Annotated in this window: 16 protein-coding genes; 6 read left to right on the top strand and 10 right to left on the bottom strand. The window is 60.9% G+C overall.

Going from position 1 to position 13,618, the window contains the following annotated elements; all coding sequences use genetic code 11:
• Positions 1 to 50 precede the first annotated feature (50 nt).
• Both IVB05_RS22565 and IVB05_RS22560 read right to left on the bottom strand, forming a co-directional pair.
• Positions 51 to 998 carry an alpha/beta hydrolase gene (locus IVB05_RS22565; protein ID WP_247778118.1) on the bottom strand — a complete coding sequence of 316 codons (948 nt, stop codon included), beginning with the start codon at positions 996 to 998 and terminating at the stop codon, positions 51 to 53.
• Positions 999 to 1,029: 31 nt separating this feature from the next.
• On the bottom strand, positions 1,030 to 1,809 hold the full coding sequence (locus tag IVB05_RS22560) for an SDR family oxidoreductase (RefSeq protein ID WP_247778117.1): 780 nt from the start codon (positions 1,807 to 1,809) through the stop codon (positions 1,030 to 1,032).
• A 533-nt stretch (positions 1,810 to 2,342) separates the two neighbouring features.
• Here IVB05_RS22560 and IVB05_RS22555 point away from each other — a divergent pair.
• The 4 genes from IVB05_RS22555 (at position 2,343) to IVB05_RS43775 (ending at position 5,358) form a co-directional block, all read left to right on the top strand.
• The gene (locus IVB05_RS22555) at positions 2,343 to 2,924 is read left to right on the top strand and encodes an ABC-three component system protein (protein WP_247778116.1); all 582 of its coding nucleotides are present in this window, start codon (positions 2,343 to 2,345) and stop codon (positions 2,922 to 2,924) included.
• The gene (locus IVB05_RS22550) at positions 2,921 to 3,442 is read left to right on the top strand and encodes an ABC-three component system middle component 5 (protein ID WP_247778115.1); all 522 of its coding nucleotides are present in this window, start codon (positions 2,921 to 2,923) and stop codon (positions 3,440 to 3,442) included. The genes IVB05_RS22555 and IVB05_RS22550 overlap by 4 nt, the downstream gene beginning before the upstream one ends.
• A complete protein-coding gene (locus IVB05_RS22545) occupies positions 3,429 to 4,721 on the top strand; it encodes an AAA family ATPase (RefSeq protein WP_247778114.1) in 1,293 nt (430 codons plus the stop codon). Before IVB05_RS22550 ends, IVB05_RS22545 begins: the two co-directional genes overlap by 14 nt.
• Positions 4,722 to 4,908: 187 nt before the next feature.
• Positions 4,909 to 5,358 carry a hypothetical protein gene (locus IVB05_RS43775; RefSeq protein WP_346771769.1) on the top strand — a complete coding sequence of 150 codons (450 nt, stop codon included), beginning with the start codon at positions 4,909 to 4,911 and terminating at the stop codon, positions 5,356 to 5,358.
• A 17-nt stretch (positions 5,359 to 5,375) separates the two neighbouring features.
• Here the strand turns inward: IVB05_RS43775 and IVB05_RS43555 are convergent, their stop codons facing one another.
• Both IVB05_RS43555 and IVB05_RS22540 read right to left on the bottom strand, forming a co-directional pair.
• Entirely contained in the window at positions 5,376 to 5,501 is a 126-nt protein-coding gene (locus tag IVB05_RS43555) for a hypothetical protein (RefSeq protein WP_256472507.1), read from the bottom strand.
• A 134-nt stretch (positions 5,502 to 5,635) separates the two neighbouring features.
• The gene (locus IVB05_RS22540) at positions 5,636 to 6,721 is read right to left on the bottom strand and encodes a hypothetical protein (protein WP_247778113.1); all 1,086 of its coding nucleotides are present in this window, start codon (positions 6,719 to 6,721) and stop codon (positions 5,636 to 5,638) included.
• Between the two features lie 366 nt (positions 6,722 to 7,087).
• On the opposite strand from IVB05_RS22540, the gene IVB05_RS22535 reads away from it, so the two are divergent.
• Complete coding sequence (locus tag IVB05_RS22535) at positions 7,088 to 8,077, top strand: DUF2155 domain-containing protein (protein WP_247778112.1); 990 nt, start codon at positions 7,088 to 7,090, stop codon at positions 8,075 to 8,077.
• A gap of 99 nt (positions 8,078 to 8,176) precedes the next feature.
• On the opposite strand, the gene aat is transcribed toward IVB05_RS22535, so the two are convergent.
• The gene (gene aat / locus IVB05_RS22530) at positions 8,177 to 8,848 is read right to left on the bottom strand and encodes a leucyl/phenylalanyl-tRNA--protein transferase (protein ID WP_247778111.1); all 672 of its coding nucleotides are present in this window, start codon (positions 8,846 to 8,848) and stop codon (positions 8,177 to 8,179) included.
• 134 nt (positions 8,849 to 8,982) lie between these two features.
• On the opposite strand from aat, the gene IVB05_RS22525 reads away from it, so the two are divergent.
• Positions 8,983 to 9,924, top strand: coding sequence for an AEC family transporter (locus IVB05_RS22525; protein WP_247778110.1), 942 nt, complete (start codon positions 8,983 to 8,985; stop codon positions 9,922 to 9,924).
• A 22-nt stretch (positions 9,925 to 9,946) separates the two neighbouring features.
• Here IVB05_RS22525 and IVB05_RS22520 read toward each other — a convergent pair whose 3' ends face one another.
• The 5 genes from IVB05_RS22520 to IVB05_RS22500 form a co-directional block, all read right to left on the bottom strand.
• Entirely contained in the window at positions 9,947 to 10,822 is an 876-nt protein-coding gene (locus IVB05_RS22520) for an amidohydrolase family protein (RefSeq protein ID WP_247778109.1), read from the bottom strand.
• Positions 10,823 to 10,846: 24 nt separating this feature from the next.
• Positions 10,847 to 11,227 carry a RidA family protein gene (locus tag IVB05_RS22515; protein WP_247778108.1) on the bottom strand — a complete coding sequence of 127 codons (381 nt, stop codon included), beginning with the start codon at positions 11,225 to 11,227 and terminating at the stop codon, positions 10,847 to 10,849.
• Positions 11,228 to 11,255: 28 nt separating this feature from the next.
• Positions 11,256 to 12,059, bottom strand: coding sequence for a 2-oxo-hept-4-ene-1,7-dioate hydratase (gene hpaH, locus IVB05_RS22510; RefSeq protein WP_247778107.1), 804 nt, complete (start codon positions 12,057 to 12,059; stop codon positions 11,256 to 11,258).
• A 4-nt stretch (positions 12,060 to 12,063) separates the two neighbouring features.
• Positions 12,064 to 12,924, bottom strand: a complete 861-nt coding sequence (locus IVB05_RS22505; RefSeq protein WP_247778106.1) for a fumarylacetoacetate hydrolase family protein — start codon at positions 12,922 to 12,924, stop codon at positions 12,064 to 12,066.
• A 73-nt stretch (positions 12,925 to 12,997) separates the two neighbouring features.
• Positions 12,998 to 13,615, bottom strand: coding sequence for a flavin reductase family protein (locus IVB05_RS22500; protein ID WP_247778105.1), 618 nt, complete (start codon positions 13,613 to 13,615; stop codon positions 12,998 to 13,000).
• Positions 13,616 to 13,618: the final 3 nt, after the last annotated feature.

Below are 13,618 nucleotides of genomic sequence, written 5' to 3'. Positions count from 1 at the left end.
GATAAGCGCGAGAGAAATTCACGGGTTCAGGTCGCAATCTGCAATGTGCGTTATTTCAGCGCTTTCAGCCATGCGGCGATTTCGCTGACCGCGACATTGGCCTGCTGCAAAAGCTTGCCCATGGTGAAGAAGCCGTGGAACTGGCCGGGGAAGTGCCGATAGGTCATGGGCACGCCGGCTTCCTTGAGCCTCGCGGCATATTCGGCCCCCTCGTCGCGCAACGGATCGGCGCCCGCCGTCAGCACATAGGCCGGCGGCAGGCCGGCGAGCGTTTTCGCGCGCGCGGGCGAGGCCTTCCAATGGTCGATGTCATCAGCGCCGTTGAGATAGTGGTTGCAGAACCATTTGATCACGGAGTGCGTCAGCAGGATGCTGGTCTCGGGTTCGCTGTGCGAGGGATGCTTCATCGCAAAATCGGTGGCGGGATAAATCAGCACCTGGCCGGCGAGTTTTGGGCCGTCGCCGTCACGCGCGGCCAGCGCCACGACGGCGGCAAGATTGCCGCCGGCGCTGTCGCCACCGACCAGCAAGTGCGTCGCGTCAATGCCGAGCTGTTTGGCGTTATCCGCAACCCATTTCGTCGCGGTGATGGCGTCATCGGCGGCGGCGGGGAATTTGTGCTCGGGCGCCAGCCGGTAGTCGACGGAGATAACGATCAACTCGCCCTCATGGGCAAGCTTCTGGCAGGCCACTTCATGGGTATCGAGATCGCCGATTACCCAGCCGCCGCCGTGAAAGAACACCAGGCACGGCGCAAGGCCGTTGTTCTTCCGCAGCGTCTTCGGGGTGTAGATGCGCGCCGGGATCGCGCCGTGCGGCGCGGGGATCGACAGCGGCTTGTTCGATTCGAGCGCGGGCGGCTCGGGGTTCATGACGACGCGGGCGTTCAGATAATATTCGCGCGCTTCCGGCGCGGTCAGCGTCTCATAGGCGGGACGGCCAGCTTCCTGGAAAGCCTTGTAGACTGCGGCGGCATCGGGATCGAGCGTGACAGGCATTTTGCGAAGACCTCGTGCGTTGATTGAAAGATCAGGCGGCGGTGCGGCCGCCGTCGACGGTATAGGCGGAGCCGGAAACGTAGCTCGCCTCGTCGGAGGCGAGGAACGCCACGATGGAGGCGACTTCGGACGCCTGTCCGAGCCGCCGCGCCGGAATCCGGTCGACGATCTTCTCGTTCGGCGGCGGCTCGTTGCCGGGATTGCGGCCCTGCAGGATCGTGCTCAGCATCCGGCTGTCGATCAGGCCGGGGCAAACGCAATTGACCCGCACGCCGGTGCCGGTGCATTCCCAGGCGGCGCTTTTTGTCAGCCCGATCACCGCGTGCTTGCTGGCGCTGTAGACCGCGATCATCGGCGATCCCATCAGGCCGGCGATCGAGGCGGTGTTGATGATGCTGCCCTTGTTTTGTTTGAGCATCACCGGCAGCACATGCTTCATGCCGAGAAAGACGCCGACGACATTGACGTCGAGCACGCGGCGAAAACTCTCCAGCGAATATTCCGGGATCGGCTTGATGTCGCCCTCGATGCCGGCGTTGTTGTAGAATGCATCGATGGTGCCGAACCTGTCGACGGTGGCGCGGACATATTCCGCGACTTCGTCCTCGCTTGTGACGTCAGCTGTCACCGCAAGCGCTTCGGCGGAGGCGGGCAGGTCCTTGATGGCGGCCGCCAGATCCTGCTCCCTGCGGTCGACGGCGACGATACGGGCGCCGCGTTCGGCCAGGAGGCCGATGGTGGCGGTTCCGATGACGCCGGCCGCGCCGGTCACGACGGCAACCCGGCCATCGAGGCGAATTCGATCGGGCATATCTGGGATTTCCTCTCGCTCCTCCGGTTATCCCGGATTTTGGTGGTTTTCGCGCCAGGAGTGGGCACCTCGCGCGAACGGGAGCGACTATTTCATCTGAAACGGGGCATGACTAGGTCGGGGCAACAATCGAGCAACTTTCGCGTACGAAAGCCCTGCAATGTCCCACTACGACTAGACCGGCCTCTTGAGACAGGAGAAATCTACATCGACGGTATGATGCAACCGTTATCGCTCCCCGAGGATTCCTGCTAACTCCAGTGCACAACCGTAAACGGTTGCGACGCCCAATAAAGGCAGGCAATGGTTGTTTCACGAACGAGGCTGGGGATTCGCAAATGAGTTTTGATCTATGGAATTTCTTGGGCGGCTTGCTGACCGGTGCAGTGGGCGGAGCGCTGTTGACGTTTCAGCTTACAAAAAATGTTCGTGCGGACCGGCATGGAACAGCGACTGATCAATCGCGTGCAAGTGCTGGAGGAGACATTGTCGGGCGAGACAAGCACTAGCTTCGCGCTAGCACGACGACACGCATGAACATCGCCACCGGCCAAGGTACGATCTCCAGCCAGCAGGGCGCTCACGCTCACGGCGATATAGTTGGTCGCGACAAGGTAATCGTCGAAACCAAAAAGGGCATGATCGAGAGGCTGCTCCTGCGTCTTAAGGAGCAGTACGACTGCAATGAGCAGACCCAAACGATCATCGATGAGCTTGCTCGCTATCACATCCGGCGCGCCCCAGATGGCGTTGCAGGTCTGCAGGCAAAGCTGGAAGCCAGCGGGCGATCGCAATATTACGACGATGCTATCGAAAAAAAGGAGATGTTCGCCAAGCTGTTGCAGCGTTGGTCTCTATACTCATCAGCCCAGCTGATCTTCGTGCACATCCTAGCGAAGGCCGAGACTGAGTTCACGCATGTCATCTACGGCCAGATTCCCCAGAAGACTCCAGAGGAAATCAATGCACTTGTCATCGAGAGAATCGCAAATCCAATCGTTGAAGAGTGCGGCAGTGATCTCATATCGGTAAACCACAACCTTGTCCTGGGTATGATCTATTGGCTCGCCGAACAATGCTTCATCAAGTGGCACCACAGCGCGGTCCAGCCATGACCCAGCTCACCTACAACGAGGCATTCGACCCCTATCATACTGCATTCAGATTCATTCGACTGAACGCTGCGTGCCAGCTTCACAAGAAAATGCCGTTCGACACGCTACGCATCCTCGACTTCTATCTACTGTTTCCCTTTCGCCTTCAGGCGATCAGACTTCATTCTGAAGACACGGGTTGGCGGAAGATCAGTCGCTCTTATGGAGATAGTGCGCCCTACGGCGCAATGCCTGATGACAATTCGATTTTCGCTAGAATGGAGCTGTTTCAGCGCGCCGCTGCAGTCAGCCTCGTCCAAAGCGGCCATCTATCCGCTGAGGCCTGGGAAACAGACGAGGTAGCATTTACCACGCTTCAGCTGCCGACTTTATTAGCTGCGCGCTGCACTACTCTGAATGTGCGCATGGCCGACATTATGAACATACTTTGCCAGATCAAGGCCAAATATGCCCTCGGTGGCCGTGATGGGTTGAAGAATCGCACGGGACTTCTGGAGTATAGATATGACTCGGTTTGATCCTTGTCTTATCGTCAAGAGGCTGGTCGTAAAGCGCGGTGCTGCGATTGCTTATGACGAGGTATTGCATGCCGGCGTCAATATCATCCGAGGTGATAACTCCTCGGGCAAATCCACCATTTTGAATTTTATTTTTTATGGCCTTGGCGGAGACCTTAGCCGAAGTGATTGGAGCGAGCATGCGTTGCTTTGCGATCATGTTTGGTTAGAGGCCGAGTTCAATGGAAATCCGGCGGTACTTCGCCGCAAGATCGATGCCTCTTCTCAGTCCGCGATGGAGATATTCGGCGGTCGCTATTCGCAGGCTGTGGGAGCACCGATCGAAGCGTGGAACCGATACCCCTACGCTCGTCAGAAGAACCAAGAGAGCTTTTCCCAAGCAATTTTCCGCCTCCTCGACATGCCGGATGTTGCAGTCGAAGGAACATCGAACCTTACCATTCATCAGGTCTTGCGGCTCTTGTACGCCGATCAACTTTCGCCAACCGATAGCCTGTTTCGATTTGAAGGGTATGATCCAGAAAATTTGCGCGAGGCAGTCGGAAATCTTCTGTGTGGAGCCTTCGATACCGAAATTTACGAGCTTCAACAGCTGAAGAAAACCAAAGAACGGGACTTCACCGAGGCGTCAGCCGAGCTTCGCAGTATATTTCGCGTGGTTGGAGGCGGTGACGAAAGTATGGACCTCAACTGGATCGAGCAGCGTAGCAAGGCCTTGGTTGAGGAACGGGGTATCGTAACTTCTCAACTATCCGTCGCTGAAGAGGCGTTCTATGACAACCGATCGTCAGACCGGATCACGCTTCAGGCGCAGAAGGACCTCTACCGGGAGGTCCAAAAGCTTCAAGGAAACATTCGGGACAAGCAGTCTGAGGTGGATGCAATAGAATTCGAAATCTCGGACTCCGCCGCTTTCATCAACACGCTGCAAGCGCGCCTCGAAGCCTTGAGAGATGCGGACCTTGCTGCTGAAGTTGTTCGTACGATTCATTTTGGTACCTGTCCTGCGTGCTACGCCGAGATCCTAGAGCAGGGGGGCGAAGCCGCTGCGTGTCACCTTTGCAAGACGCCGCTCGATTCGGAGCGTGCGCGTGGCCGGGTCGTGGGACTCATCAACGAGCTATCGATTCAAATTAAACAATCCGCTAAGCTCGCTGCAGAGCACCTGGCGACTAAAATCAAAGGAGCTTACAGAACTGAGCGCCATACCTACATCCAAGGCCCGCGAAGAGATACGGGAACTCCAGCGCAAGCTTGGTTACATAGACAAGTCCATTGAAGACATCGAAAGACAGGTCAGACTGGCTAACAAGATTGGTGATCTATCCGAAAAGAAGGCAAAGCTGGATGAAGAAATTCAGGCGCTTGGGGCTCGCATCAGCGCACTGCAGCTCAGCCAGACCGATCGCCTGAGGACTGCAAAGGCAAGTATTGAGAAAAACATAGTAAAGATACTCCGCGGAGACTTGAAGCGCCAAGATTCTTTCGGCGACCCCAAACGCGTCGAGTTTTCTTTCGCCAAGAACTCCATCACGGTAGACGATCACACCTATTTCTCGGCCAGCTCTCGCGTGGTCCTAAAGACGGCCTTCCTTATGGGTTTCCTGAACGCGGCCCTTATTGATCCGATGTTCCGTCACCCGCGCTTTCTCATGATCGATATTACGGAGGACAAGGGAATGGAGCAGGAACGCAGCCATAACTTTCAGAGGCAAGTCATTGAGATTTCCGCGATAGCCCCTGTCGAGCACCAAATCATTCTCGCAACAGCCATGCCGTGGCGGAACATTGACCCCAGCCTGTTCGTCGGGAAGTTTTCTACCCTCCAGCAAGGAACGCTGAATTTTGTCGCCCCGAAAGAAGCAAGCACTGAAGCTGGCGCAAAGAGCAACAGTGGTGAGAGCACAACCTCTTGAGACTGCCGTCACGGGCGTTAGCGCCGGAACCATAGCCGCGCCGTAGCCGCCAGCGCGATCAGGGCGAGGGTGCCGATCGCAAACGGCCCGTCAGCCGCGCCTTTCAGCACCCCAAGAATTTCGATCGATAGATGTCCCGACATAGGGGCCTCCGCATTTCGCGTTGAGGCTTCCATTGATCGCATCCGCGATCGGCCAACAACGCACCGTGATGGGGAGGAAATTGGCGGCTAACCGGCCGGATGTCGGCCGATAAGGAGCGGAAACTGACGAAAACCTAGTTTCCGTCCTTTTCGATGGCGCGCCACAGCATGCGTGCGCGATCACGGATGGTCGTGCCGCCTGCTTCACGTCCTTGATCGGCGATCCACTGGTGCATGGCCGCCTCGATATCGGCCTGGGTCTTGGGCTTCAGGTCGCCGATGTACAGTTGCCTGGCGATTTCGACCCAAAGCTCTTCCCAGAACTCATGCCTAGGACGGCCGCCCTTGTTGCGGGCTGGCTCGGCCGCTGCGGCCGAGTTCAATGCCGGGGGCGGAGGAGGGGCGAGATCAGCCGGTATCATTTTCTCAAGATCCGAACGCAGGAACGAGACGTCAAAAGCTTCTAGATGCACCTTACCAGCAGAGAGCCGAAGGTCGCGGCTCAGCAAGCCGCTATCTGGCCATGTATCGAAATCGCCTGTGTGCCAATTTTGGTGAAGAGCTTCGTGCCCCTCAGCCCACCAAAAAACCGGCGGCAACTCCACATTGTCTCGGACTCTGCCTGCAATGATGAACCGCTGCGCGCGCGAGCGCACCATCCCCGCATGAGCGCGCTTGCACAAGGCCATCTTGGCCGCGAACTGGTCTTTGCCTCCCGGGGCAAGAAGCCCGATGGCCTCGGCGGCGCTGATCCATTTTTCTTTGCTTTCCACCTTTTCCGCGCGGGCAAAGCCCGTCCCTTTCTGGTGCCCGATCTCTACATTGCGAAGCGTGTTGTCGGAGCGCTGCTGAAAGACTGCCCGATATTGGTTTGTGAGACGCTGATGATCATGCGGAAATCCGTTGGGTGGCACCACGGCGAGAACCGAGTTGTTGAGGTTGTCGAGATGAGGACGCGCCCAGCCGACAATTTCTGTCGGCGCGCGCTCCATCCGCTCGATGAAGTTGAGCAGGATGGTGTGAGCCTGCTCCATCGCTTCCTTATGGATGGCGTCGGCCGCACTGATCGCCGTGACGATGACGCCGTTACTTTGAAGCGCACCCGCCTTAATCGCATCGCCCTTAATGCGATTCACCTGATCCATGAGCTTGTGGCGACTTTCGTGCATCAGCATCGACAAAGCCGTGTCCAAGTCGTTTTTGGTGGGGCGCTCGAACATTATCCCTTGTGGTCGGCCGACCTGGCTGGGTCGGCCGCGCAGTCGCATAATGCCCATTTATGCCTGATCAGATGGCAGAAAATGGTACCGTCATCGACAAGCGGGTACAAACCATGCTTCTTGTGAGGCGCACCGCCCTTGCCGGATTCCGTTCACGAAAGCCGACATCACCGTACCAGTTTCGTACCAGTAACATGCCGGAAACCCGGTAAACGATGAGAAGAGATGGTATGAAATTCCTTGAAATTACTGCGGAAATTCCGTCTGTCGCAAACCCGCCGTATTCGCCGTGTTAACCGGGAGGGACGCGAGCGGCGGATAGTCTGTACTATGTCGCGAGCCCGATTCGCCTGTAAAAGCCGCGAGATGCTTCGAACCATTGCCCTGACCGGTCTTGCGGCCCTGATCGCCGCCACCACGACCTCGCTTGTGCCGCCGGCGCAGGCGCAGATCGGCAATATCTTTTCCGATCCGCCGCTGCGGCCGCCGGGCGCCATTCCTCGCGGCAATCAGCAGCAGCAACCATTCCCCGACGACGACGAGGAAGTGCCGGAACTGCCGCGCGGCCGCCTGTTGCCGACCCCGAACCGTCCGCCGCCGGGGCAGGGCGCTCCGCCGCCAGGAAGCTTCCAGTCGCAGCCGCTGGCGCCGCCGCCGGGAACGACCGTCGCTCCCCAGGGCACGCAGCCGGGTGTTGCTGTTCAGCCGCCGCAGCCGGGCCAGCCGGGCGTCGCCAACGTGCCGCCGGGCCAGCGCCAGCCGCCAGCCAAGGGCGTGCCGCAATCGCCGGCGACGCTGCAGCCGGGCGACGAGGTCGTGTCCGAGCCGCCGGCCACCAAGATCACCAACAAGAAGGCGAGCTTCTCCGGCCTCGACAAGATCACCGGCCGCATCATCAATTTCGACGAGGATATCGGCGAGACGGTGCAGTTCGGCGCGCTGCGCGTGAAGACCAGTGCCTGCTACACGCGGCCATCGACGGAAGCCGCCAACACCGACGCCTTTGTCGAGGTCGACGAGATCACGCTGCAGGGCGAGGTGAAGCGGATCTTCTCGGGCTGGATGTACGCGGCAAGCCCCGGCCTGCATGGCGTCGAGCACCCGGTTTACGACATCTGGCTGACCGACTGCAAAGGCCCCGACCAGACCATCGTCAGCGCGCAGCCCGATCCGCCGAAGGGGGCGGCGGCGCCGCCGGCCGCCAAGCGTCCGCCGCCGCCGAAGCAGGCCGCGCCGCGTCCACCGGGACTACCGCCGCAGCCGCAGTTCCAGCAGCAGCCGCAGCAGGCTCCGCCGCCGCCACCCCCGCCGCAGCAGCGGCCGGGTGGACTGTTTGGCGGATTGTTCGGAAATTAAGCGCAAAGAACGTAGCCCGGATGGAGCGAAGCGAAATCCGGGGCTTTCCCGCCGCACGACCGCCCCCGGATTGCGCTGCGCTCCATCCGGGCTACGCGGCTAGCGCTGTGCGATGATCGCGAGCGCTTCCTCGCCGCTGATGCTGGCTTGTAATCGCATGAAATCCGCAGGCTCGCCTGTGATCGCCTTGTCGAGCAGGGCGCGATAGCGGCGCCGCGAAATTTCGACCGCGCCGAAGCTGCGCAGATGTTCGGTGACATATTGCGTGTCGAGCAGTTCGAACCCGCCCGCGATCAGCCGCGCCACCAGATGCACCAGCGCCACTTTCGACGCATCGCGGGTACGGTGAAACATGCTTTCGCCGAAGAAAGCGCGTCCCAGGCTGACACCGTAGAGGCCGCCGACGAGGTCGCCGTCCTGCCAGACCTCGACGCTGTGGCAGTGCCCGAGCTCGTAGAGCCCGACATAGAGGTCGCGGATACGCTTGTTGATCCAGGTGTCGTCGCGGCCCGGCTGCGGCGCCGCGCAGCCCGCGATGACCGCCTTGAAGGCGGTATCGACGGTAACGGTGAAGACGTCCGAGCGCACCGTGCGGGCCAGCCGCGAGGCGATGCGGAAGCCATCCAACGGAATCAGGCCGCGCATTTCCGGCTCGACCCAGAACAGCGTCGGGTCACCGGCGCTCTCGGCCATCGGAAAGATGCCGCAGGCATAGGCCCGCAGCAGCACTTCGGGCGTGATTTCGGAAACGGCTGACTCGCGCGAGGTCATGCGCCGATGATAGCAGGACGGACGGGGCCTATGCTACGTTCCGCAAACAATCAGTGCGCAGCCGTAGCCGCACGATGCGAGACGGATGACGGTAAGGCAATCCGCCCGACCGGCTTCCCGCAGATGAGTGCAGCATGAGCGCAGTGTTGATCGTCGTTCCGGTGTTCGCCTTGATTGCGGCCGGCTATGCCGCAGTTGCGCTGCGCTTTATCTCCCCGACGGCGCACAAGGGCATTTCCGAGTTCGCCTTCAGCATTGCCATTCCTGCGCTCCTGTTCCGGATCGTGGTCGTCGCGGAATTTCCCGCCGTCAACGCCTTTTCGGTGTGGGGCGCCTATTATGGGGCAACGGCGGCGACATGGATCGTCGCGCTTCTGGCGTCATCCGTTCTTCGGCAATCCCGGGCCGACGGCGTGGTCCTCGCGATCGGGTCGATCTACGGCAACATCGTGATGCTCGGCCTTCCCCTGACGTTGTCGGCGCTGGGAAGTCAGGCGGCCGGTTCGATGGCATTGATCCTGTCGGTCAACACGCCGCTGCTTTGGCTTTGCGGCACGCTGCAGATGGCATGGGCTGAGCGGAAGCCTTCCGAGTCAGCGCCGCTCCTGGTGCTGCGGGCGGTGCGCGAGATCGCGCGCAACCCGATCATGCTCGCGCTCGGCTTCGGCTTTCTCTGGCGCCTTACCGGATCGGGACTGCATCCCGTTGCGGACAAGACTTTGGAACTGCTGGCGCAGGCGGGTTCGCCCACGGCCTTGATTGCGCTCGGCATCAATCTCTTCGGATTCAAGATCAGGGGCCAGGCGCTCGGCATGGCCGTGATGTGCGCGCTCAAGCTGCTGGCGATGCCGGCCATTGCCGCGATCCTTGCGTTCTACGTCCTGGCCTTGCCGCCCATTTCTGCCGCTGTGATTGTCCTGTTTGCCGCGATGCCGACCGGCGCCAATGCCTACATCTTCTCGGCCCAGTACGGACGGCTCACCGAAGCCGTCTCGGGCGCGGTGGCGCTTGGCACGGTCCTGGCCGCGGTGACGTTGCCCGTCATCGTAGCCTTCGTGACGGTCGCGCTGCGCTAGGCGCTCGACATCAGTCGCAATTCTAGTCCTCGAAGCCGAACAGCTTGGCGGGATTGGTCACCAGGATTTTCCTCAGCTCCGCCTCATCGGGCGCGTAGCGATAAAGCAGTTCGAGCAGGTCGGCGTCGTTGGGCGGCTGCACCACCGAAACCGGGTGCGGCCAGTCGCTCGCCCAGACGCAGCGGTCGGGGGCGGCTTCGATATAGGCGCGCGCGATTGGAATGACGTCGTCCCAGGGTGGACCCTTTTTCGAGGTCTTTTCGCCGAGCGACAACATCACCCAGAAATTGCCCTTCGACAGAAGCTCCAGCATCTTTTGCAAATTCGGATCTTCCTTGCCGCGCACAGGGTCCGGACGGGCCATGTGATCGATCAGCACGGGTACATCGAGGTTTTCGTATTTGGCGACGCTGGAGACGATGCCGTCCTTCTCCGGCTGGATTTTTGCGTACCAGCCGAGTTCGCGCATTCGCGCGATCGCGCGGGCAAAATCCTTGTCCGAGAGCACCGCGCCGAGTTCCTGCCGGAAACTGAATCGGGCGCCGCGCACGCCGGCGTCGTGAAGCTTTGCGAGATAGGCATCGTCGGCTTCGGCAAACACCAGCGCGTTGGCGCAAGCGCGGTAGTTCGGTCCCATCGCGGCGAGGGCGTGGAGCACCACGGAATGATCGGCGCCATAGGTCGTGGTCTGCACGATGATGCCGCGCTCGATGCCGAGCGCCTTGTGGACGCGAAGTGCGGCTTCCCAGGTCGCGGTCGGCATCTGGTAGGCAGCGCCCGGCCGCACCGGATATTTCTCCAGCGGACCCAGCACGTGAAACTGGCTGTCGATGCTCTTCGGCGGCGGCAGTTTTGAGGGACGGCGCGGGTTCGGATCGAACGGGAGATAGGTCGGCATGTCAGGTTCCTTGACTGGTCGCGGTCAGCCGATCACGGCGGTGAAATCGCATTGCACGAGCGCGCCGTTCTCCATGTCCATCTGCAGCGCGTGGCGGGCGGGGCGGGAATGCTCATCGGGAAACATTTTCAGCCATTCGGTGTTCACCGGTGCGCGTTGCGTGCGATCCTGCAGCCACACCGTCATCTTGATGATGTCGTCGGTGGTCCCGCCGCCGGCTTCCACGATCGCCTTCATGTGGCCGAACATGTTGGCGCACTGATCTTCGATCTTTTCCGGCATCTTGCCGGTGGCGTCGCGGCCGAGGATGACACCGGACATCAGGAGATTGCCGATGCGGCAGGCGTTCGGAATGGGATTGGCGTGCTTGAACTCGCCGATATGAATGCTCTTGCGCCGTGTCATCGCTTCTCTCCCTGGGACGCTTTCTTGTTCAGACGAACTGGCAGGACACCGATCCGAACTGGCCGTAATCGGCATGAAACGTGTCGCCCCTGATGATTTCGACCGGGCGGGTAAACGATCCGGCCAGCACCACTTCGCCGGCTTCGAGATACTCGCCCTGGGCCGCCAGCCGGTCGGCGAGCCAGGCCACGCCGTTGGCGGGATGGTTGAGGACGCCGGCAGCGATCCCGGTCTCCTCGATCTGGCCATTGCGAAACAACAGCGCGCCGATCCAGCGCAGATCGAAATCGAGCGGCCGAATAGGCCGGCCGCCGACGACCAGCGCCGCATTCGCGGCATTGTCGGAAATCGTGTCCATCACCTTGCGCGGCGCCTTGGTCGCGGGATCGACGCGATGCATCCGGGTTTCCAGGATTTCGAGCGCCGGCGTGACATAGTCGGTGGCGTTGAGCACGTCGAACAGCGTGCAATCGGGGCCCTTCAGCGGCGTCTTCAGCACGAAGGCCAGTTCGACCTCGATGCGCGGCGCGTGGAAGCGGTCGAACGGGATCGGCGACGCGTCCGGATAGAACATGTCGGCGAACAGGACGCCGTAGTCCGGCTCGGAAATGCCGACGGCGTTCTGCATCGCTTTCGATGTCAGGCCGATCTTGTGCCCCCTGACGACGCGGCCGCGGGAGAGCTGCAGCTTTGTCCAGGCGCGCTGGATGGCGTAGGCGTCCTCGATCGTGAGATCAGGATACTCGCGCGTGAACGCAGTAATCAGCGACTTGCTGCGTTCGGCGTCATCCAGGCGCTGCGCCAGCCGTTCGACGGTTTGTTGATCGAGCATCGGCCTACTGCTCCTCCGCCACGGTGTTGCGAAGGATGCCAATGCCTTTGGATTCCACCTCCACGACGTCGCCGACCTTGAGCCAGCGCGGCGGCGTGAACCGGGCGCCGGCTCCGGTCGGAGTGCCGGTCGCGATCATATCGCCGGGTTTCAGGGTGGCAAACGTGGAGAGGTAAGCGATCAGGAAATCGAACGGGAACATCAGCCGCTCGGTGGAATCGCTCTGGCGCGTCTCGCCATTGACGCGGGTGACGATGTCGTGCGGCCCGCGCGGATCGCATTCGTCCGACGTGACGATCCACGGCCCGATGCTGCCCGAGCGATCGAAATTCTTGCCCTGGGTGACGTTGAACTTGCCGTGGTGCAACCAGTCACGGACGCTGCCTTCGTTGCACAGCGTCATGCCGAAGATGTGCTCCCAGGCGCGCTCTCGCGGAATGTGCCGGCCTTCCTTGCCGATCACGATCACAAGCTCGCCCTCGTAATCGAGCTGTTCGGAGATCTTCGGTTTCTCGATCGGCTGACCGGAGCCGACCACCGAGGAGGGGTTGCGGACGAACAGGCTCGGATATTTCGGCAGGTCCGAATTGTCCTTGTACTCGGCGTTGCGGTCTTTGTAGTTGACGCCGATGCACCAGAGCTTTTCCGGGTTGGGGATCGGCGGCAGCAGCGTGATGTTTTCGAGTGCGTAATCCGGCTTCTGTCCGGCCGCCGCCTCGCGGGCATCGTCAAGCGCGTTGGCCGCGATCAGCGCCTTCACATCGGAAAAGTCGGGGCCGATCCGCTTCGTCAGATCGACGACGCCGCTGTCGACTGCCGCGCCGTAGCGCGGCTCACCTTCCACCAGATAGCTCACCAGTCGCATTGTCGTCCTCTTCGAGAATTCTGCTTCGGTCTGCGTCCGGCGTCAGCAAGCTCGCTACGGATTGCTGCCACCGCTAATCGGTCGATTTCGGGGTTTGGAAGACGCCGCGCAGCGTCACGATCTCGCCGAGGCGGGCGTAGCGGGGCCCACCGATGCGGGCGATCGGGTCGAGCGCTTCGGTCTCGACCTTGCCGTTGTCCACGAGACCGTCGCGGATGTGGAACATCACGACCTCACCGACGATGAGCCGGCTGCGCGCCTCGCCGAATTCGAGACATTGCCGAAACACGCATTCCATCGCGACCGGCGCGGCGGCAAGCCGGGGCACCTTGATGCGCTCGCTGGGACTCGTTTCCAGGTTGAGCTCTTCGACCTCGCTGACTTCGGGCGGATGCTCGACCGAACTGTCATGTACCGCAGCCATCAGCGGCGTGTCGGCGATGTGGATGACGTACTCCTCGGTGTCGAGGATGTTGTGCGCCGTATCCTTGTAGTCGGGGCCCTTGCGGCCGACGCTGATGGCCAGCATCGGCGGCTTCTGCGAGACGAAGGTGAAGGCGCTGAACGGGGCGAGGTTGAGCACACCCTTGCGCGACAGGCTCGTCACCCAGGCGATCGGACGCGGCACCACGATGCCGGTCATCAGCCGGTAAATCCGTTCCGCGCCGAGATCGCCGGGATCAATCTGCATGGA

The organism is Bradyrhizobium sp. 170 (assembly GCF_023101085.1).
In the GTDB taxonomy this organism is placed as follows: domain Bacteria; phylum Pseudomonadota; class Alphaproteobacteria; order Rhizobiales; family Xanthobacteraceae; genus Bradyrhizobium.
Note: the sequence above shows the minus strand (reverse complement) of the source record. Positions and strands in the feature narration are given on the sequence as shown.

What these genes read in the sequence shown, in the direction of transcription:
- IVB05_RS22565 (WP_247778118.1), bottom strand. Translation starts at nt 998, where the DNA reads ATGCCTGTCACGCTCGATCCCGATGCCGCCGCAGTCTACAAGGCTTTC.
- IVB05_RS22560 (WP_247778117.1), bottom strand. Translation starts at nt 1,809, where the DNA reads ATGCCCGATCGAATTCGCCTCGATGGCCGGGTTGCCGTCGTGACCGGC.
- IVB05_RS22555 (WP_247778116.1), top strand. Translation starts at nt 2,343, where the DNA reads ATGAACATCGCCACCGGCCAAGGTACGATCTCCAGCCAGCAGGGCGCT.
- IVB05_RS22550 (WP_247778115.1), top strand. Translation starts at nt 2,921, where the DNA reads ATGACCCAGCTCACCTACAACGAGGCATTCGACCCCTATCATACTGCA.
- IVB05_RS22545 (WP_247778114.1), top strand. Translation starts at nt 3,429, where the DNA reads ATGACTCGGTTTGATCCTTGTCTTATCGTCAAGAGGCTGGTCGTAAAG.
- IVB05_RS43555 (WP_256472507.1), bottom strand. Translation starts at nt 5,501, where the DNA reads ATGTCGGGACATCTATCGATCGAAATTCTTGGGGTGCTGAAAGGCGCG.
- IVB05_RS22540 (WP_247778113.1), bottom strand. Translation starts at nt 6,721, where the DNA reads ATGTTCGAGCGCCCCACCAAAAACGACTTGGACACGGCTTTGTCGATG.
- IVB05_RS22535 (WP_247778112.1), top strand. Translation starts at nt 7,088, where the DNA reads ATGCTTCGAACCATTGCCCTGACCGGTCTTGCGGCCCTGATCGCCGCC.
- aat (WP_247778111.1), bottom strand. Translation starts at nt 8,848, where the DNA reads ATGACCTCGCGCGAGTCAGCCGTTTCCGAAATCACGCCCGAAGTGCTG.
- IVB05_RS22525 (WP_247778110.1), top strand. Translation starts at nt 8,983, where the DNA reads ATGAGCGCAGTGTTGATCGTCGTTCCGGTGTTCGCCTTGATTGCGGCC.
- IVB05_RS22520 (WP_247778109.1), bottom strand. Translation starts at nt 10,822, where the DNA reads ATGCCGACCTATCTCCCGTTCGATCCGAACCCGCGCCGTCCCTCAAAA.
- IVB05_RS22515 (WP_247778108.1), bottom strand. Translation starts at nt 11,227, where the DNA reads ATGACACGGCGCAAGAGCATTCATATCGGCGAGTTCAAGCACGCCAAT.
- hpaH (WP_247778107.1), bottom strand. Translation starts at nt 12,059, where the DNA reads ATGCTCGATCAACAAACCGTCGAACGGCTGGCGCAGCGCCTGGATGAC.
- IVB05_RS22505 (WP_247778106.1), bottom strand. Translation starts at nt 12,924, where the DNA reads ATGCGACTGGTGAGCTATCTGGTGGAAGGTGAGCCGCGCTACGGCGCG.
- IVB05_RS22500 (WP_247778105.1), bottom strand. Translation starts at nt 13,615, where the DNA reads ATGCAGATTGATCCCGGCGATCTCGGCGCGGAACGGATTTACCGGCTG.